The organism is Angustibacter peucedani (assembly GCF_054779595.1).
In genome coordinates this window covers 24,571-41,618 of the sequence record NZ_BAAGXY010000057.1, presented here as the reverse complement: position 1 = coordinate 41,618, position 17,048 = coordinate 24,571, and the positions used below count along the sequence as shown (strand labels likewise).

General features: G+C 73.4%; 16 protein-coding genes. 8 read left to right on the top strand and 8 right to left on the bottom strand.

Going from position 1 to position 17,048, the window contains the following annotated elements:
• Nucleotides 1–45: 45 nt before the first annotated feature.
• Genes ACYVJ4_RS11600 through ACYVJ4_RS11590 form a run of 3 tightly spaced genes read left to right on the top strand, consistent with a single transcriptional unit; the run spans nucleotide 46 to nucleotide 2,622 of the window.
• The gene (locus tag ACYVJ4_RS11600) at nucleotides 46–840 is read left to right on the top strand and encodes an ABC transporter permease (protein ID WP_460460280.1); all 795 of its coding nucleotides are present in this window, start codon (nucleotides 46–48) and stop codon (nucleotides 838–840) included.
• Nucleotides 833–1,633 carry an ABC transporter permease gene (locus ACYVJ4_RS11595; RefSeq protein ID WP_460460279.1) on the top strand — a complete coding sequence of 267 codons (801 nt, stop codon included), beginning with the start codon at nucleotides 833–835 and terminating at the stop codon, nucleotides 1,631–1,633. Before ACYVJ4_RS11600 ends, ACYVJ4_RS11595 begins: the two co-directional genes overlap by 8 nt.
• Entirely contained in the window at nucleotides 1,630–2,622 is a 993-nt protein-coding gene (locus ACYVJ4_RS11590) for an ABC transporter ATP-binding protein (protein ID WP_460460278.1), read from the top strand. Before ACYVJ4_RS11595 ends, ACYVJ4_RS11590 begins: the two co-directional genes overlap by 4 nt.
• Here ACYVJ4_RS11590 and ACYVJ4_RS11585 read toward each other — a convergent pair whose 3' ends face one another.
• Both ACYVJ4_RS11585 and ACYVJ4_RS11580 read right to left on the bottom strand, forming a co-directional pair.
• Nucleotides 2,623–3,498 (bottom strand): polysaccharide deacetylase family protein, encoded by an 876-nt coding sequence (locus tag ACYVJ4_RS11585; RefSeq protein ID WP_460460277.1) that lies wholly within the window; start codon nucleotides 3,496–3,498, stop codon nucleotides 2,623–2,625.
• Nucleotides 3,499–3,519: 21 nt separating this feature from the next.
• The gene (locus ACYVJ4_RS11580; protein WP_460460276.1) at nucleotides 3,520–4,068 is read right to left on the bottom strand and encodes an amino-acid N-acetyltransferase; all 549 of its coding nucleotides are present in this window, start codon (nucleotides 4,066–4,068) and stop codon (nucleotides 3,520–3,522) included.
• Between the two features lie 61 nt (nucleotides 4,069–4,129).
• Here ACYVJ4_RS11580 and ACYVJ4_RS11575 point away from each other — a divergent pair, with 61 nt between their 5' ends.
• The 3 genes from ACYVJ4_RS11575 to ACYVJ4_RS11565 all read left to right on the top strand — a co-directional run bounded on the left by ACYVJ4_RS11575 (nucleotide 4,130) and on the right by ACYVJ4_RS11565 (nucleotide 8,504).
• On the top strand, nucleotides 4,130–5,173 hold the full coding sequence (locus tag ACYVJ4_RS11575) for a LacI family DNA-binding transcriptional regulator (RefSeq protein WP_460460275.1): 1,044 nt from the start codon (nucleotides 4,130–4,132) through the stop codon (nucleotides 5,171–5,173).
• A gap of 205 nt (nucleotides 5,174–5,378) precedes the next feature.
• Nucleotides 5,379–6,872 carry a GH1 family beta-glucosidase gene (locus tag ACYVJ4_RS11570; protein ID WP_460460274.1) on the top strand — a complete coding sequence of 498 codons (1,494 nt, stop codon included), beginning with the start codon at nucleotides 5,379–5,381 and terminating at the stop codon, nucleotides 6,870–6,872.
• A gap of 66 nt (nucleotides 6,873–6,938) precedes the next feature.
• The gene (locus ACYVJ4_RS11565) at nucleotides 6,939–8,504 is read left to right on the top strand and encodes a GGDEF domain-containing protein (RefSeq protein ID WP_460460273.1); all 1,566 of its coding nucleotides are present in this window, start codon (nucleotides 6,939–6,941) and stop codon (nucleotides 8,502–8,504) included.
• A gap of 94 nt (nucleotides 8,505–8,598) precedes the next feature.
• Here the strand turns inward: ACYVJ4_RS11565 and ACYVJ4_RS11560 are convergent, their stop codons facing one another.
• The 3 genes from ACYVJ4_RS11560 to ku form a co-directional block, all read right to left on the bottom strand.
• Nucleotides 8,599–11,148 carry an ATP-dependent Clp protease ATP-binding subunit gene (locus tag ACYVJ4_RS11560; protein WP_460460272.1) on the bottom strand — a complete coding sequence of 850 codons (2,550 nt, stop codon included), beginning with the start codon at nucleotides 11,146–11,148 and terminating at the stop codon, nucleotides 8,599–8,601.
• 221 nt (nucleotides 11,149–11,369) lie between these two features.
• Nucleotides 11,370–11,615, bottom strand: a complete 246-nt coding sequence (locus ACYVJ4_RS11555; protein ID WP_460460271.1) for a hypothetical protein — start codon at nucleotides 11,613–11,615, stop codon at nucleotides 11,370–11,372.
• Between the two features lie 251 nt (nucleotides 11,616–11,866).
• Entirely contained in the window at nucleotides 11,867–12,856 is a 990-nt protein-coding gene (ku, locus tag ACYVJ4_RS11550; RefSeq protein ID WP_460460270.1) for a non-homologous end joining protein Ku, read from the bottom strand.
• 73 nt (nucleotides 12,857–12,929) lie between these two features.
• On the opposite strand from ku, the gene ligD (ACYVJ4_RS11545) reads away from it, so the two are divergent.
• Nucleotides 12,930–13,892, top strand: a complete 963-nt coding sequence (gene ligD, locus ACYVJ4_RS11545) for a non-homologous end-joining DNA ligase (RefSeq protein ID WP_460460299.1) — start codon at nucleotides 12,930–12,932, stop codon at nucleotides 13,890–13,892.
• Nucleotides 13,882–14,829: a non-homologous end-joining DNA ligase gene (gene ligD / locus ACYVJ4_RS11540; protein WP_460460269.1), complete on the top strand. Its 948-nt coding sequence runs from the start codon at nucleotides 13,882–13,884 to the stop codon at nucleotides 14,827–14,829. The genes ligD (ACYVJ4_RS11545) and ligD (ACYVJ4_RS11540) overlap by 11 nt, the downstream gene beginning before the upstream one ends.
• Before the next feature lie 30 nt (nucleotides 14,830–14,859).
• On the opposite strand, the gene ACYVJ4_RS11535 is transcribed toward ligD (ACYVJ4_RS11540), so the two are convergent.
• The 3 genes from ACYVJ4_RS11535 to lysS all read right to left on the bottom strand — a co-directional run bounded on the left by ACYVJ4_RS11535 (nucleotide 14,860) and on the right by lysS (nucleotide 16,984).
• On the bottom strand, nucleotides 14,860–15,201 hold the full coding sequence (locus ACYVJ4_RS11535) for a histone-like nucleoid-structuring protein Lsr2 (RefSeq protein ID WP_460460268.1): 342 nt from the start codon (nucleotides 15,199–15,201) through the stop codon (nucleotides 14,860–14,862).
• 126 nt (nucleotides 15,202–15,327) lie between these two features.
• Nucleotides 15,328–15,486, bottom strand: a complete 159-nt coding sequence (locus tag ACYVJ4_RS11530; protein ID WP_460460267.1) for a hypothetical protein — start codon at nucleotides 15,484–15,486, stop codon at nucleotides 15,328–15,330.
• Nucleotides 15,487–15,514: 28 nt separating this feature from the next.
• Nucleotides 15,515–16,984, bottom strand: a complete 1,470-nt coding sequence (lysS, locus tag ACYVJ4_RS11525; protein ID WP_460460298.1) for a lysine--tRNA ligase — start codon at nucleotides 16,982–16,984, stop codon at nucleotides 15,515–15,517.
• Nucleotides 16,985–17,048: the final 64 nt, after the last annotated feature.

Here is a 17,048-nt window from a genome sequence, read left to right as displayed (position 1 = left end):
CTCCGACCTGACCTGAGCCCGCGACGCGAGTAGGCTCTCGCGCTTGTGCGCCCCTACCTCGCCTTCGCCTCCGCGGGGTTCGCGCGCTACTCGGCATACCGGGCGGCCAACCTCGCCGGGGCGTTCACCAACACGGTCTTCGGCGTGGTCAAGGCGAGCATCACGACCGCCGCCATCGCCGCCGCCGGCGGCGCGCTGGCCGGCTACGACGCGCGGCAGGGCGCGACCTACGCCTGGATCGTCCAGGGCCTGCTGGCCACCGTCGCGCTGTTCGGCTGGAACGAGCTGGCGCTGCGCATCCGCACCGGGGACGTCGCGGTCGACCTCGCCCGCCCGGTCGACCTGCAGCTGTCGTGGCTGGCCACCGACCTGGGCCGCGCGGCGTTCATGCTGCTGCCCCGCGGCCTGCCCCCGCTGCTCGTCGGCCTGCTCTTCTTCGACGTCGCACTGCCCGGCGCGGTGCTGCCCTACCTGCTGGCGGCGGTGAGCCTGGTGCTCGCCGTGGTGGTGTCGTTCGCCTGCCGCTTCGCCCTCAACCTGGTGGCGTTCTGGCTGCTCGACGTCCGCGGCGCCGTCACGCTGTACGTGGTCGCCAGCAACGTCCTCGCCGGGCTGATCGTCCCGGTGCACTGGTTCCCGGCGTGGATGCGCACGTTCGCCTCGCTCACGCCGTTCCCGTCGATGCTGCAGGCGCCGGTCGACGTCCTGTCCGGCCGCGACACCGGCTGGGCGGCCGTCGAAACCGTTGCGGTGCAGGTGTTCTGGGCAGTCGTGATGCTCGGTGTCGGGCGTCTGGTGCTGGCCCGCGCGACGCGGAAGCTGGTGGTGCAGGGTGGGTGACCTGCACGCGTACCGGGTGCTGCTCGGCTCGCGCCTGCGCTCGCAGACCGCGTACCGCACGAGCTTCGCGCTGGACCTGGCCGGCCAGCTCGGGCTGGCGCTGCTCGAGTTCAGCGAGATCTACGTCATCTTCCACAACGTCGACGTCCTGGGCGGGTTGGACGTCGGCGCCGCGCTGCTGGTGTTCGCGCTGGCCAACGTCGGGTGGTCGCTGGCCGACACCGTCTTCGGCCACATGGACACGCTGCCGACGTTCATCCGCGCCGGGACGCTGGACGCGATGCTGGTGCGGCCGCTGCCGGCGCTGGGCCAGATGATCACCAGCGACCTGTCGCTGCGGCGGTTGGCGCGCACCGCGATGGGCCTGGTCGTGCTGGCCGTCGCGCTGCCGCTGTCGGTCGACAGCTGGACGCCGGCCAAGGTGCTGCTGCTGGTCGTCACGCCGTTCACGGGCGCCCTGATCTACGGTTCGTTGTTCGTGTCGGCCGCGGGCGCGCAGTTCTGGCTGGTCGACGGCTCGGAGCTCACCAACGCGTTCACCTACGGCTCGTCGTACGTCGGCAGCTACCCGGCGAGCGTGCTGAGCCACGCGGTGCGGGTGTTCTTCGCGTTCGTCGTCCCGGCGGCGTTCACGGCCTACCTGCCGGCGCTGGTGCTCACCGGCTCGCCCGGGCCGCCGGGGCTGCCGGCCTGGCTCGGCTGGTGCACACCGGTGATGGCCCTGCTGGCCTGGCTGACGGCGCTGGCCTGGTGGCGGACGGGGTTGCGGCACTACACGGGAGCGGGCGGATGAGCGAGCAGAGCCAGCGGGACGACGAGGTCGTCGCGGTCGAGGGGCTGCGGCGCGAGTTCGTGGTGCGCCGGTCGACCGGTCGCGTGCGACGCGCCAAGCAGGTCGTGAACGCGGTCGACGACGTCACGTTCACGATCCGGGCGGGCGAGTCGGTCGGGTACATCGGCGCCAACGGCGCGGGCAAGTCCACGACGATCAAGATGCTCACCGGGATCCTGGTGCCGACGGCGGGGACGGTGCGCACCTGCGGGCTCGAGCCCGTGCGGCACCGGCGCGAGATCGCGCGCCACGTCGGCGTCGTCTTCGGCCAGCGCAGCCAGCTGTGGTGGGACCTGCCGCTGGTCGAGTCGTTCCGGGTGCTGGCGGCGATCCACGGCCTGCCGGACGGCGCGTGGCAGCGGCGGCGGGACGAGCTCGTGGCCCAGCTCGAGATGGCGGACTTCCTCGAGCAGCCGGTGCGCCAGCTCAGCCTCGGCCAGCGGATGCGCGGCGAGGTCGCGGCCGCGCTGCTGCACCAGCCCCGGCTGGTGGTGCTCGACGAGCCCACCATCGGGCTCGACGTCCTGAGCAAGGAGCGGCTGCGCCAGTTCCTGCGCGAGGAGCGCGCGCAGCACGGCACCACGCTGCTGCTGACGACGCACGACATGGGCGACGTCGAGCGGCTCTGCGACCGCGTGCTCGTCGTCGACCACGGCCGGCTGGCCTACGACGGCACGCTGCCCGGCCTGGTGCAGCGGGTCGGTGCCGAGCGGGTGCTGGTGGTCGACCTGGTCGAGCCGTGGCCCGACCTGGACGACGTGCCCGGCACGCGGCACGTCGGGTCGCAGGGCGACGGGCTGCGCCAACGGCTCGCCTTCGCGCCCGAGGCCACTACTGCGGCAACGGTCCTGGCGGCCGTGACCGCGCGGGTCGAGGTGCGCGACCTGGCGGTCGAGGAGCCGGACGTCGAGGACGTCGTGCGCCGGCTCTACCTCAGCGACCGCGGCTGATCAGCAGCCGGGCACCGACGCGAACCGGTAGCCCTTGGCCGCCAGCCGCGGCAGCGCCCAGCGCAGCGCCGCGACCGTCTGGCTGCGGTTGCCGCCGCCGTCGTGCATCAGCACGATGCGTCCGGGGCGCGCGTCGTGCAGCAGGTGGTGCTCGATCGTCGCGACACCGGGCTTCTCCCAGTCCTCGGTGTCGACGCTCCAGATGACGACCCGCTGGCCCTGCTCGGCCGCGATCCGCCGCACGTGCGCGTCGACGGCGCCGAACGGCGGGCGCAGGCAGGTCGCCGACGGCACGCCCTGCTCGACCTCCTGGCGCAGCTGCGCCAGCGGCAGCTCGGTGAGGTCCTTGTGGTGGCTGGTGTGGTTGCCCACGGCCTGGCCGGCCTGGCGCACCAGCCGGGCGGTGCTGCGGTGCAGCCGCACCTCCATGCCGATCTGGAAGAACGTCGCGCGCGCGTGGTACTTCGCGAGCAGCGCGAGCACCTGCGGCGTCCAGTGCGGGTCGGGCCCGTCGTCGAAGGTCAGGTAGAGGACGCGCCCGCCGTGCACGGCCGAGACGTCCGCGGGCGGCGGCCCCAGCGTCTCGCCGGACGTCGACCCGGACGTCGCCCCGGACGTCGACCCGGACGTCGACCCGGACGTCGGCGTCGACGACGGCGCGCTGCTGGCCGGGGCCGGGTCGTGCTCGGGCTGCGCGACCGGCAGCACGGAGGGCACCCCGACGCCGAGCCGCGGCACGCCGGAGGCCGGGCCGGCCGTGGCCGCCGGGCGGCCGTCGTCCGACCGGTGCTCGTGCACCACGGCCCCGGCCGGGGCGGCCGCGACCGCCCCCAGCGCCAGCACGCCCAGCAGCACCGCCCCCCGAACCCTGCGCACGACCCCTGCTCCCCCTTCAGCTCACCGCTCGGAACCGCCCGCGGCCGGTGGCGCGAGCTCGCGCAGCATCCGGGAGTTTCCCAGGGTGTTCGGCTTGACCCGGTCGAGGTCGAGGAACTCTGCGACCCCCTCATCGTACGAGCGCAGCAGCTCGGCGTAGCCCTCCGGCGTCACCGGCGTGCCGTCGATCTCAACGAACCCGTGCCGGCCGAAGAACGCCACCTCGAAGGTCAGGCAGAACAGCCGCCGGACGCCGAGCTGCTCGGCCCGCTCGACCAGCGCCTCCAGCAGCGCGCCGCCGACGCCGTGCCGGCGGAACCGGCCGTCGACCGCGAGCGTGCGCACCTCGGCCAGGTCGTCCCACAGCACGTGCAGCGCCCCGCACCCGGCGACGACCCCGTCGACCTCGGCGACGACGAACTGCTGCAGGCCCTCGTAGTAGGCCACCGCGTCCTTGCTCACCAGAACCCGGTCGCGGGCGAGCGGCTCGACGAGCGTGCGGATGGCGCGGACGTCGTCGGTGCGCGCCGCGCGCACCTGCACGCCCGCCCTGGCGGCGTCCGGACCCATGCCGCCCATCATGCCGTTCCCTCCGCGTTGCTGGACGGCCTCACCCGTACACTTCCGCAGCGTGGACCACGGTCGGCGCAGCAGCAGCACCCCGCACGCGGGCGCCCCGACGCTGGAGTCGGTGGCCGCCCTCGCGGGGGTCTCGCGCGCGACGGCCGGCCGGGTGCTGTCGGGCTCGCCGCGGGTCAGCGAGCACGCGAGCAAGGCGGTGCTGGACGCGGCCCGCGAGCTCTCGTACGTCACGAACCGCGCGGCGCGCTCGCTGGTCACCCGGCGCAGCGACTCGGTCGCCTTCGTCGTGGCCGAGGACGAGGCCCGCGTCTTCGCCGACCCCTTCTTCCCGGCCGTGCTGCGCGGCGCCCACCAGGTGCTCGCCGACGCCGAGCTGCAGCTGGTGTTCGTCGTGCTGTCGACGCCGGCCGAGCACGAGCAGTTCTTCCGGTTCGCCGCGGGCGGCCACGTCGACGGCGCGATCTTCGTCTCGCTGCACGGCGACGACCCGCTGCCGCGCCGGCTGCGCGAGGTGGGCGTGCCGAGCGTCCTGACCGGCCGTCCCTACCGCGCGGACGACGACACCCCGCACGTCGACGCCGACAACGTGGGCGGGGCCCGGCTCGCCACGCAGGCGCTGCTCGCCGCGGGCTGCCGCCGGGTGGCCACCATCGCCGGGCCGCTCGACATGCCGGCGTCGCAGGACCGCCTGGCCGGCTTCGAGGCCGAGCTCGAGCAGGCCGGCGTCCGGACCGCGCGCGCCCGGGTGACGCACGGCGACTTCACGACCGAGAGCGGCTACCAGGCGATGCGCCGGCTGCTGCGCGCCACGAGCGCGCCCGACGGCGTGTTCGTCGCCAACGACTCGATGGCGGTCGGGGCGCTGCGCGCGCTGCGCGAGGCCGGGCTCGACGTCCCGGGCCAGGTCAAGGTCGTGGGCTTCGACGACAGCCCGGTGGCCGCCGCCTCGCACCCCGCGCTGACGACGGTGCGGCAGCCGACCGAGCAGCTCGGGCGCGAGCTCGCGCTGCTCGTCACCGGCCTGGCCGCCCGCACCACGACGCCGCGCTCGCTGGTGCTGCCGACCGAGCTCGTCACCCGGGCCACCTGCTGATCGCCGTGCCGCTCCTTGACACCACCGCCCGCCGTGCCGGACGATCGAGACCTGTGAGAGCGCTCTCACGCGCTTCTCGCGGCCGGACCCGCCACGCAGGCCTCGTCCAGCGCGTCGAGCACCCCGTCGGCGGCGGCTCCCCCGCCCCGCGCGGGGCGGGGGAGCCACACGGCCGCCGCACCACGCCAGCCTCCCGAGGAGCACCGTGACCACCACCTCGCCCGACACCGGGTCGACCACCTCGCCCGCCCGCACCTTCCCGGCCGGTTTCGGCTGGGGCTCGGCGACCGCGAGCTACCAGATCGAGGGCGCGGTGGCCGAGGACGGGCGCACCCCGTCGATCTGGGACACCTTCAGCCGCACGCCCGGCGCGGTGCTCGGCGGCGACACCGGTGACGTGGCCGACGACCACTACCACCGGTTCCGCGAGGACGTCGCGATCATGCGCGAGCTCGGCCTGACCACGTACCGGTTCTCGGTGGCCTGGCCGCGGATCACGCCGCACGTCGGCCCGGACGCCCTCGGGCCGGTCAACGAGGCGGGCCTCGACTTCTACCGCGCGCTCGTCGACGAGCTGGTCGGCGCGGGCATCGAGCCGGCCGTCACGCTGTACCACTGGGACCTGCCGCAGGCGCTCGAGGACGCGGGCGGCTGGACCGACCGCCGTACCGCCGAGCGCTTCGCCGAGTACGCCGCCGTCGTGGCCGAGGCGCTCTCGCCCGACGTCCGGACCTTCATCACGCTGAACGAGCCGTGGTGCTCGGCCTACCTCGGCTACGCCAGCGGCGTCCACGCACCCGGTCGCCAGGACCCGGCCGCGGCGCTCGCCGCCGTGCACCACCTCAACCTCGCCCACGGCCTGGGGGCGGCCGCCGTCCGCGCGGCCGCGCCCGGTGTGAAGATCGGCCTCACGCTCAACCTGGCCTGGGTGCACACGCCGGACGGCGCGGGCTGGGGTCCCGAGGTCGAGGCCGCGCGCGAGGGCGACCTGGACGCCGTGCGGCGCGTCGACGGGCTGCAGAACCGCGTCTTCCTCGACCCGGTCATGCGCGGGAGCTACCCGGCCGACGTCCAGCAGGACACCGCCGCCGCCACCGACTGGTCGTTCGTCCAGGACGGCGACCTCGACCTGGTGCACCAGGTGCCCGACGTCCTGGGGCTGAACTACTACTCGCCCACCGTCGTCCGGCACTGGGACGGCACCGGCGAGCGCGAGACCGCCGACGGGCACGACCCCAAGGCCGGCACGCCGTGGATCGCCTGCGAGGACGTCGAGTTCCCCGCCCAGAGCGGCCAGCACACCGACATGGGCTGGCCGGTCGACCCGGTCGGCATGACCGAGCTGCTGCTGCGCCTGCACCGTGAGCACCCCGGCACCGAGCTGATGGTGACCGAGAACGGCGCGGCCTTCCCCGACGTCCTGGTGAGCGAGGACGACGGGCCGGCCGTGCACGACGCCGACCGGATCGGCTACCTGCACGCCCACCTCGGCGCCGTGCTCGACGCGGTCGAGGCCGGCGCTCCGGTGACGGGCTACTTCCTGTGGTCGCTGCTCGACAACTTCGAGTGGTCGTACGGGTACTCCAAGCGGTTCGGCATCGTCCACGTCGACTACGCCACCCAGGCGCGCACCCCGAAGGACAGCGCGCGCTGGTACTCGGCCGTCGTCCGCTCCGGGGGCACGCTCCCCGCCGGCTGAGGTCAAGGTGGGGCCGCGAGGTGCCGACGCCACGGGGTGACGCCGGTACCGAGCGGAGGGGACGCGGTGGACGACGAGCTGCGCGCCTACGAGCAGGCGTACCGGTTGCTCGAGGCCGTGCAGGACGACGAGCCCGAGGCCGCGGAGGCCGAGCTGCTGCTCGCGCTGCGCCGCGCCCGTGAGCGGGGCTGGACCCACGTCGAGCTGGTGCTGCTCCTGGTGCGCTGCGCGCACGGCCTGACCCACCACCCCGGCCGCAGCACCTGGGAGCACGTCGAGGAGCTGCTGGCCGGCGCCCGCCGCGCCGGCGCACCCGCGCTCGAGGCCGCCGGCCTGGGCGTGCGGGCCGTGCTGGCCGGCCTGGACGGCGACACCGCCACCCTGCTCACCGACGCCGCCGAGGCGCAGGTGCTGCTCGAGGCCGACGGCCTGCCCGCCGCCGACCGCAGCACGGCGTACGTCGTGGTGGCGGCCGCCTACAACAGCCTGCGGCTGTGGGAGCTCGTCGACGACCTGTACGACCGGGCCGAGCGCTGCGACCGCGACGACCTGACCGCCGCCCAGCGCGGCGCCATCGCCGTCGACCGGGTGATCGTGCGGTTGGAGTGGTCGATGGCGCTGGCCGAGGTCGGCGACGAGGTCGGGGCGCTGCACCAGCTCGCGCGCGCCCGGCGGGCCGTCGACGTCGGGCGCGAGACCCCGATGCCGCGGCTGTGGTCGCGCGTCGTCCACGCCGGCGGCGAGATGGTCGACCTGCTCGCCGACCCCGCCCCGCTGCGGCACGAGACCGCGGTCGAGGCGGCGGTGGCCGAGCTGCGCGAGGCGGGCGACCAGGAGCTGCTCCCCCTGCTCGAGGCGTCCTGGGCGCTGGCGCTGCACCGCGGCGGCCACCACCGCCGGGCCGCCCGTGTCGCGCGCCGGCTCGACGTGGGCACCTCGCCGTCGTCCGGCGGCTCAACCGTTCCCGCGTGGGTGCAGGCGCTGGTGCTGCGGGGTCGTCGTCCGAGCCGCCGGCTGCGCGCGCAGGCCGCCTACGCCGAGCGCCTCGCCGCTGCCCGCTGGGCCGCGCGCCGCGCCGTGCTCGACGCCGCCACCTCGCAGGTCGAGGTGGCCCGGCGCCGCACCGAGCGCGAACGGCTGCTGCTCGACGCGACCACCGACGCCCTCACCGGGCTGCGAAACCGCCGGGTCTTCGACGGCTGGCTCGACGGCACGGCGCCGCACGACCAGCGCGGCGGCCTGCTGCTGGTCGACCTCGACGACTTCAAGGAGGTCAACGACCAGCACGGCCACGGCGTCGGCGACGAGGTGCTGCGCCTGGTCGGCCGCAGCATCACCGCGGTGCTGCGACCCGGCGACGTGGGCCTGCGGCTGGGCGGCGACGAGTTCGCGGTCGTCGTCCCGCACGCCGACGACCTCGGCGAGCTGGTCGAGCGGGTGCGCGCCCTGCGGCTGCGCCTGGGCCAGCAGAGCTGGGAGTCGCTGACGCCCGGTCGCGCGCTCACGATCTCGGCCGGCGTCGGCTGGGCCGGGCCGGCCGAGCGCCCCGCGGTCGACCGCACCGCGCTGTACCGCGCCGCGGACGACGACCTGTACGTCACCAAGCGCGCGCGGGTGCCGAGCGGCACCTGACCCACGCTCCCAGCCAGCGACGACGAAGGGCGGGACCCCGTGGGGGTCCCGCCCTTCGTGGTGCCAGGCCGTCGTCAGCCCGTGCGAACGGCGGTCAGCCGTCCTGGACGTCGCCCAACTCGCCGAGGTCGACCGGTGCGGACGAGGCCGCGGGCGTCGCGGGCGCTCCGACCGTGGCCGGCTCGGGGACGGCGGTCTTCGGCGTGCCCTGGAAGGTGAAGGCGCGCTCCTTGCCCTCGCCCTCGACGTCGACCAGGACGATCGAGCCCGCCTTCAGCTCGCCGTACAGGATCTTCTCGGACAGCACGTCCTCGACGTCGCGCTGGATCGTGCGACGCAGCGGGCGCGCGCCGAGCACCGGGTCGTAGCCCTTCTCGGCGAGCAGCACCTTGGCCGCGGGCGTGAGCTCGATGCCCATGTCCTTGTCCTTGAGGCGCTCGTCGAGCTTGGCCAGCATCAGGTCGACGATCTGGATGATCTCGTCCTGCGTCAGCTGCGGGAACACGATGGTGTCGTCGACGCGGTTGAGGAACTCCGGGCGGAAGTGCGTCTTCAGCTCGTCGTTGACCTTGGCCTTCATCCGCTCGTAGCCGGTGGAGGTGTCGGAGCCGGACGAGAAGCCGACGCCCTGGCCCTTGCTGATGTCCCGGGTGCCGAGGTTCGTCGTCATGATGATGACGGTGTTCTTGAAGTCGACCATCCGGCCCTGGCTGTCGGTCAGGCGACCGTCCTCCAGGATCTGCAGCAGCGAGTTGAAGATGTCCGGGTGGGCCTTCTCGACCTCGTCGAACAGCACGACCGAGAACGGCTTGCGCCGCACCTTCTCGGTGAGCTGGCCGCCCTCCTCGTACCCGACGTAGCCGGGCGGGGAGCCGAACAGCCGCGAGACGGTGTGCTTCTCGCTGAACTCGCTCATGTCGAGCTGGATCAGCGAGTCCTCGTCGCCGAACAGGAACTCGGCGAGCGTCTTGGCCAGCTCGGTCTTCCCGACGCCGGTGGGGCCGGCGAAGATGAACGAGCCGCCAGGACGGCGCGGGTCCTTCAGGCCGGCCCGGGTGCGGCGGATCGCCTGCGACAGCGCCTTGATGGCGTCGTCCATGCCGACGATGCGCTTGTGCAGCTCGTCCTCCATGCGCAGCAGGCGCGAGGACTCCTCCTCGGTCAGCTTGAAGACCGGGATGCCCGTGGCGGTGGCGAGGACCTCGGCGATCAGCTCCTCGTCGACCTCGGCGACGACGTCCATGTCGCCGGCCTTCCACTGCTTCTCGCGCTCGCCCTTCTCACCGAGCAGGCGCTTCTCGGTGTCGCGCAGGGCGGCGGCCTTCTCGAAGTCCTGCGCGTCGATCGCGGACTCCTTCTCGCGGCGGGTGGCCGCAATGCGCTCGTCGAACTCGCGCAGGTCCGGCGGGGCGGTCATCCGGCGGATGCGCAGCCGCGCGCCCGCCTCGTCGATCAGGTCGATCGCCTTGTCGGGCAGGAACCGGTCGTTGATGTACCGGTCGGCCAGCGTCGCGGCGCCGACCAGCGCGCCGTCCGTGATCGAGACGCGGTGGTGCGCCTCGTAGCGGTCGCGCAGGCCCTTGAGGATCTCGATGGTGTGCGCGAGGTTGGGCTCGGCCACCTGGATCGGCTGGAACCGGCGCTCGAGCGCGGGGTCCTTCTCGATGTACTTGCGGTACTCGTCGAGCGTGGTGGCGCCGATGGTCTGCAGCTCGCCGCGGCTCAGCATCGGCTTGAGGATGCTGGCGGCGTCGATCGCGCCCTCGGCTGCGCCCGCCCCGACGAGGGTGTGGATCTCGTCGATGAACAGGATGATGTCGCCGCGGGTGCGGATCTCCTTCAGCACCTTCTTCAGGCGCTCCTCGAAGTCACCGCGGTAGCGGCTGCCGGCGACGAGCGCGCCGAGGTCGAGCGTGTAGATCTGCTTGTCCTTCAGCGTCTCGGGCACCTCGCCCTTGACGATCCCCTGGGCCAGGCCCTCGACGACGGCGGTCTTGCCGACGCCGGGCTCGCCGATGAGGATCGGGTTGTTCTTGGTGCGGCGGCTCAGCACCTGCATGACCCGCTCGATCTCCTTCTCACGCCCGATGACCGGGTCGAGCTTGCCCTCGCGGGCGCCCTGCGTGAGGTTGCGGCCGAACTGGTCGAGCACGAGCGAGCCGGACGGCGTGCCCTCGGCGGGGCCGGTGGCCGCGGGCTCCTTGCCCTGGTAGCCGCTCAGCAGCTGGATGACCTGCTGACGGACGCGGTTGAGGTCGGCGCCGAGCTTGACGAGGACCTGGGCGGCGACGCCCTCGCCCTCGCGGATCAGGCCGAGCAGGATGTGCTCGGTGCCGATGTAGTTGTGGCCGAGCTGCAGCGCCTCGCGCAGGCTCAGCTCGAGGACCTTCTTGGCGCGCGGGGTGAAGGGGATGTGGCCGGAGGGCGCCTGCTGGCCCTGGCCGATGATCTCCTGCACCTGCTCGCGCACGGCGTCGAGCGAGATGCCCAGGCTCTCCAGAGCCTTGGCGGCGACGCCCTCGCCCTCGTGGATCAGCCCGAGCAGGATGTGCTCGGTGCCGATGTAGTTGTGGTTGAGCATCCGCGCCTCTTCCTGCGCGAGCACCACCACACGTCGGGCCCGGTCGGTGAACCTCTCGAACATCTGCATTCTCCTCGCGAGCGGTTTGGCAGGAGCGGGGCTCTCCCCTCCCTCGCCACGTCGATGCTATCCCCGTGGTACGACACCGACCTGTTCGCGGCCCACATCGTGACCTCACGGACACCTGCACGGCCCAGACCTGCGTCTGATCGGCTCAACGTCGCCCGGACCTGAGCGTGTTCCGCCGATCCGCTCGCGTTCGCCCTGCGCGCAATCCCCAGGCCTCAGGCGTCGAGGCCGCGGACGTCGTCAGAGCGCCGTGCCGCCCACGCCGCCACCTCGGCTCGCGCGGCGCCCAGCGGACCCTGCTCGAGCCGATCGCCGTCCTCCCAGTCCGCGGTCCAGCCGTCGTCCAGATCGGTGACGTGCACGACGCCACGGCGGCCGAGCACGGCTGAAAGGTCGTCGAGCGCGGACAGCACGCGCTGGACGTCGTCCCACCGATCCGGGTGGTCGGCCAGAGACTCCAAGGCTACCCGCAGGAGCGGGACGTGCTCGTCGCACAGCGCGAAGGACTCAGGGACCGTCTCGCGCAGGCGTGCGGCGCGGGCGTGGTCGCCGCTCGCGTCGAGCCGGTCCGCGATCGCCAGACGCGGTCCTCGAGTACGAAACGTCGAGGATTCACTCTCCAAGGGTTGCACGTGGTTGTCACGGCCCGCAGCCCTTGGAGAGCAGGTCTAGCCCTGCACAACGTGGTCAACAGCAGGAAGGGCCCGGAGGGTCAGGCGGACTTCTTGGTCGCGGTCTTCTTGGCGGTCGTGGCCTTCTTCGTCGCCGTCTTCTTGGCGGCGGTCTTCTTCGCGGCGGTCTTCTTGGCCGTCGTCTTCTTGGCCGCGGTCTTCTTGGCCGCGGTCTTCTTGGCGGCCGGCTTCTTCTCCTCGGACGCCGGTGCGTCGGACGACGCCGAGCCCGAGCCGCCCGCGCGCCGGTCCTTGGCCGCGTCGACCGAGCGCTGCAGCGCGGCCATCAGGTCGAGCACCTGCCCGCGGTCGCCGGACGACGACGTCCCCTCGGCCGGGAGCTTGGCGCTCTCGCCCTTGTCGAGCTTGGCCTCGACCAGCGCCGTCACGGCGTCGCGGTAGTCGTCGTCGAACTCGTCCGGGTCGTAGTCGCCCGCCATCGAGTCGATCAGCGAGGAGGCCATGGCCAGCTCCTGCGGCCGCAGGTCCTCGACGTCGCCGAGGGTGTCGAAGTCGGCGGCACGGATCTCGTCCGGCCACAGCATCGTCTGCAGCACGATGACGTCGTCGCGCACCCGCAGCACCGCGAGCGTCGAGCGATTGCGGATCGCGACGTGCACCAGCGCCATGCGGTCGGAGGCCTTGAGCGCCTCGCGCAGCAGCGCGTACGGCTTGACGCCGGACTTCTCGGGCTCGAGGTAGTAGCTCTTCTCGAGCAGCATGGGGTCGATCTGCTCGGAGGGCACGAAGCGCTCGACGTCGATCTCGCGGCTGCCGCTGACGGGCAGCTCGGCGAGGTCCTCGTCGGACAGGACGACGAGCTCGCCCTCGGGCGACTCGTACCCCTTGGCGATGTCGTCGTACGCGACCTCCTCGCCGCACACCTGGCACACGCGCTTGTAGCGGATGCGGCCGCCGTCCTTGCGGTGCACCTGGTGGAACGAGAGGTCGTGGCTCTGCGTGGCGGTGAACATCTTCACCGGCACGTTGACGAGGCCGAACGAGACGGCGCCCTTCCACATCGCCCGCATGGCCCGCTCCTCCCGGTCGACGGCGGTGCCGGACGGCTCTGCCGAGGTGTCCCTGCACGACGCTACAGGCATCATGGGCCCCGTGCGCCCCATGCTCGCGACTCCAGCGGCGCCGGGATCCCGGCCGCCGGAGGGCGACGCGTGGGTGCACGAGGTCAAGTGGGACGGCATGCGGATGCTCGCCGAGGTCACCGACGGCCGCCTGCGGCTGACCTCGCGCACCGAGTCCGACGTCACCGCCGCCTTCCCCGAGCTCGCCGGGCTGGCCGAGGTCATGGCCGACGGCCTGCTGGACGGCGAGGTCGTGGCCATCGTCGACGGACGCCCCGACTTCGGCGCGCTGGCCGAGCGCTGGCACGTGCGCGAGGCGCGCCGGGCCGCCGCCCTGGCCGAGCGCTTCCCGGTCTCGTACGTCGTCTTCGACGTCATGCGCCTGTACGGCGTGCCGCTGGTCGGCCGGGCCTTCGACGAGCGCCGGCACACCCTCGAGCGGCTCGACCTCGGCGACCCGGCCGACGCGCACTGGCAGGTGCCGGGCGTGTTCGACGACGGCGCCGTGCTGCTGGAGGCCACCCGCGAGAGCGGCCTCGAGGGCGTCGTCAGCAAGCGCCGCGCGTCGACGTACCAGCCCGGACGACGCAGCCGCGACTGGGTCAAGCGCGCGCACCGCAGCAGCCAGACCTGCGTGGTGGGCGGGTGGCGCCCGCAGACCGGGACGACGTCCACGCCGGCGTCCCTGCTCGTCGGCCTGCCGGACGGCGCGGGCGGGCTGACGTTCCTCGGCAAGGTCGGCTCGGGCATCGGGCCGACCGCGAGCGCCGACCTGACCCGCCGGCTCGGACCGCTGGCCACCGGGGCGTCGCCGTTCACCAGCGAGGTGCCGGCGGTCGACCAGCGCGGCACGTCGTGGGTGCGACCCGAGCTGTGCGTCGAGGTCGAGCACCTCGGCTACGGCAGCGGCGGGCGCCTGCGCCAGCCCGCGTTCCGCGGCGTGCGCACCGACGTCACCCCCGAGGAGCTGCGCCGTGAGCCCTGACCGCCGCGAGCCCCCCGACCCGGCCGACGCCCACGAGGCGCAGGTCGAGATCGACGGGCACCGGCTGCGGCTGCGCAACCTCGACAAGGTGCTCTACCCCGAGGCGGGCACCACCAAGGCCGAGATCATCGACTACTACGCGCGGGTGGCGCCGGCCCTGCTGCCGATGCTGGCCGACCGCCCGGTGAGCCGGTTCCGCTGGCCCAACGGCACGGGCGCGGCGTCGTTCGTCGAGAAGGCCGTGCCGGCCGGCACGCCGCGCTGGGTGCGCACGGTCACCCTGCCGGTGCCGGGCTCGACGAAGAAGGACCGCGGCACCATCGAGTACCCGCTGGTCGACGGCCTCGCACCGCTGGCGTGGCTGGCCAACCTGGCCGCGCTCGAGCTGCACGTGCCGCAGTGGACCGTCGGTCCGCGCGGCGGCGCGCACGACCCCGACCGGCTGGTGGTGGACCTCGACCCGGGCGCGCCGGCCGCGCTGCCCGAGTGCGCGGAGGTGGCGCTGCTGGTGCGCGAGCGCCTCGCGGCCGACGGGCTGACCTGCGTGCCGGTGACCAGCGGCAGCAAGGGGCTGCAGCTGTACGCCCCGCTGTCGGGAGAGCAGGACTCCGACGTGGTGCGCGAGTACGCCCGGCTGCTGGCCGAGGAGCTGGCCGGCGGTCACCGCTCGAAGGTCGTGTCGTCGATGAGCAAGGCGGTGCGGCCGGGCAAGGTGCTGCTCGACTGGAGCCAGAACCACGCCGCCAAGACGACGATCTGCCCCTACTCGTTGCGGGGGCGGGCGCAGCCGAACGTCGCCGCGCCGCGCACGTGGGACGAGGTCGAGGACGCCGGGAGCCTGGCCCAGCTGCCGTTCTGGGAGGTGCTGGACCGGCTCGAGGACCTGCGCCACGTCACCGACGGCATGCTGGAGAAGGGCCCCCGGGTCCCGACGTAGAGCCCGAGGTCGGGGTGACCGGGCCGCGGCTCAGTGGGCCTTGTCGTAGGCCTCGCGGACGGCGGCCGAGATGCGGCCGCGCTCGCTGACCTGGTGCCCGTGGGACTTGGCCCACTCGCGGATGGCGGCGACGTCCTCGCCGGACGCCGAGCGGCGGGCCGCCGTGGTGCGGGCCGAGCCGCTGCGGGCGCTGCGCCCGGTGACCTTGCGGGCGTTGCCCACCCACACGGCGAGCGCGTCGCGGAGCTTGGCGGCGTTCTTGTCGTTGAGGTCGATCTCGTAGGAGACGCCGTCGAGGCCGAACGTCACCGTCTCGGCCGCGTCACCGCCGTCGAGGTCGTCGATCAGCACGACCTGAACCTTCTGCGCCATTTCTTCGCCGCCCGCTCTCGTGTCGAGAAAATGTGCCGCGAAATGCGTTCGCGACGTCCGGGACGAAGTATTTCGGCGCCAAGATCATCTGTCAAAACAATGCGCGGCAGAAATGCCGGGGAATTCTCAGGACGACGGGTGCGCGGCCTGCTCGTCCTGCTGCTTCTCCCAGCGGGCCTGGGCCGCGCGCTCGCGCCGGTCGCCCAGGAGCATGGCCCGCACGGCGACGACGAACAGGAACAGCACGCCCGCCGACGGGACGAGCGCGAGCAGGGCCTTGACCATGGACGACAGGGTACGCGGCGCCGCTCGGTCAGCTCGGCAGCGGCTTGACCAGCGGGAACAGGATGGTGTCGCGCAGGCCCAGGCCGGTCAGGGCCCGCAGCAGCCGGTCGACGCCCATGCCCTGCCCGCCGGTCGGCGGCAGGGCGTACTCCATGGCGCGCAGGAAGTCCTCGTCCAGGCGCATGGCCTCCTCGTCGCCGAGCGCGGCCAGCTTGGCCTGCTCCTCGAAGCGGTGGCGCTGCACGACGGGGTCGACCAGCTCGGAGTAGCCCGTGGCGAGCTCCATGCCGCGCACGTACAGGTCCCACTTCTCGGTGACGCCCGGCTCGCTGCGGTGGTCGCGGGTGAGCGGCGTGGTCTCGACCGGGAAGTCGCGCACGAAGGTGGGCGCCACGAGGTGGTCGCCGACCAGGTGCTCCCACAGCTCCTCGACGAGCTTGCCGTGGCCGAAGTGGGCGGGGTCGACGTCCAGGCCGAGGCGCTCGGCGTGCCCGCGCAGCTCGGCGACCGACGTCTGCGGCGTGACCGCCTCGCCGAGCGCGTCCGAGAGCGAGCCGTACATCGTGAGCGCGGTCCACTCGCCGCCGAAGTCGTACTCGGTGCCGTCGGCCAGCGTCGCGACGTGCGAGCCGTGCACGACCTCGCACGCGTTCTGCACGAGCACGCGCGTCAGCTCGGCGACGGTGTCGTAGTCGCCGTACGCCTCGTAGAACTCGAGCATCGAGAACTCGGGGCTGTGGGTGGCGTCGGCGCCCTCGTTGCGGAAGTTCCGGTTGATCTCGAAGACCTTCTCGAGCCCGCCGACCGCGGCGCGCTTGAGGAACAGCTCGGGCGCGATCCGCAGGTACAGGTCGATGTCGTAGGCGTTCATGTGGGTCGTGAACGGGCGGGCCGCCGCGCCGCCGTGCAGCGTCTGCAGCATCGGCGTCTCGATCTCGACGAACCCGCGCTCGTGGAACGTCTCGCGCAGGCTGCGGACGACGCCCGCGCGGTGCCGCACCATGTCGCGCGCCGCCGGACGCACGATGAGGTCGGCGTAGCGCTGGCGCACGCGCACGTCCTCGGCGAGCTCGGCGCCCTCGTGCAGGTTCGGCAGCGGGCGCAGCGCCTTGGCGGCCAGCTGCCACGCGTCGGCCATGACGCTCAGCTCGCCGCGCCGGCTCGAGATCACCCGCCCGTGCACGAAGACGTGGTCGCCGAGGTCGACGTCCGCCTTCCAGGCTGCGAGCGCGTCCTCGCCGACCTCGGCCAGGCTGAGCATCGCCTGCAGGCGGGTGCCGTCGCCCTCCTGCAGCGTGGCGAAGCAGAGCTTGCCGGTGTTGCGCACGAAGACCACGCGGCCGGTGACGCCCACGACGTCGTCGGTCTCGGCGCCGGTCTCGAGGTCGGCGTGGGCCGCGCGCACCTCGGCCAGCGTGTGCGTGCGCGGCACCCCCACCGGGTAGGGCTCGACGCCCTCGGCCAGCAACCGCTCGCGCTTGGCCCGGCGCACCCGCATCTGCTCGGGGACGTCGTCCTCGACGGGGGCGGGCGGCGGCTGCTCGGTCACCCGCGGAACCCTA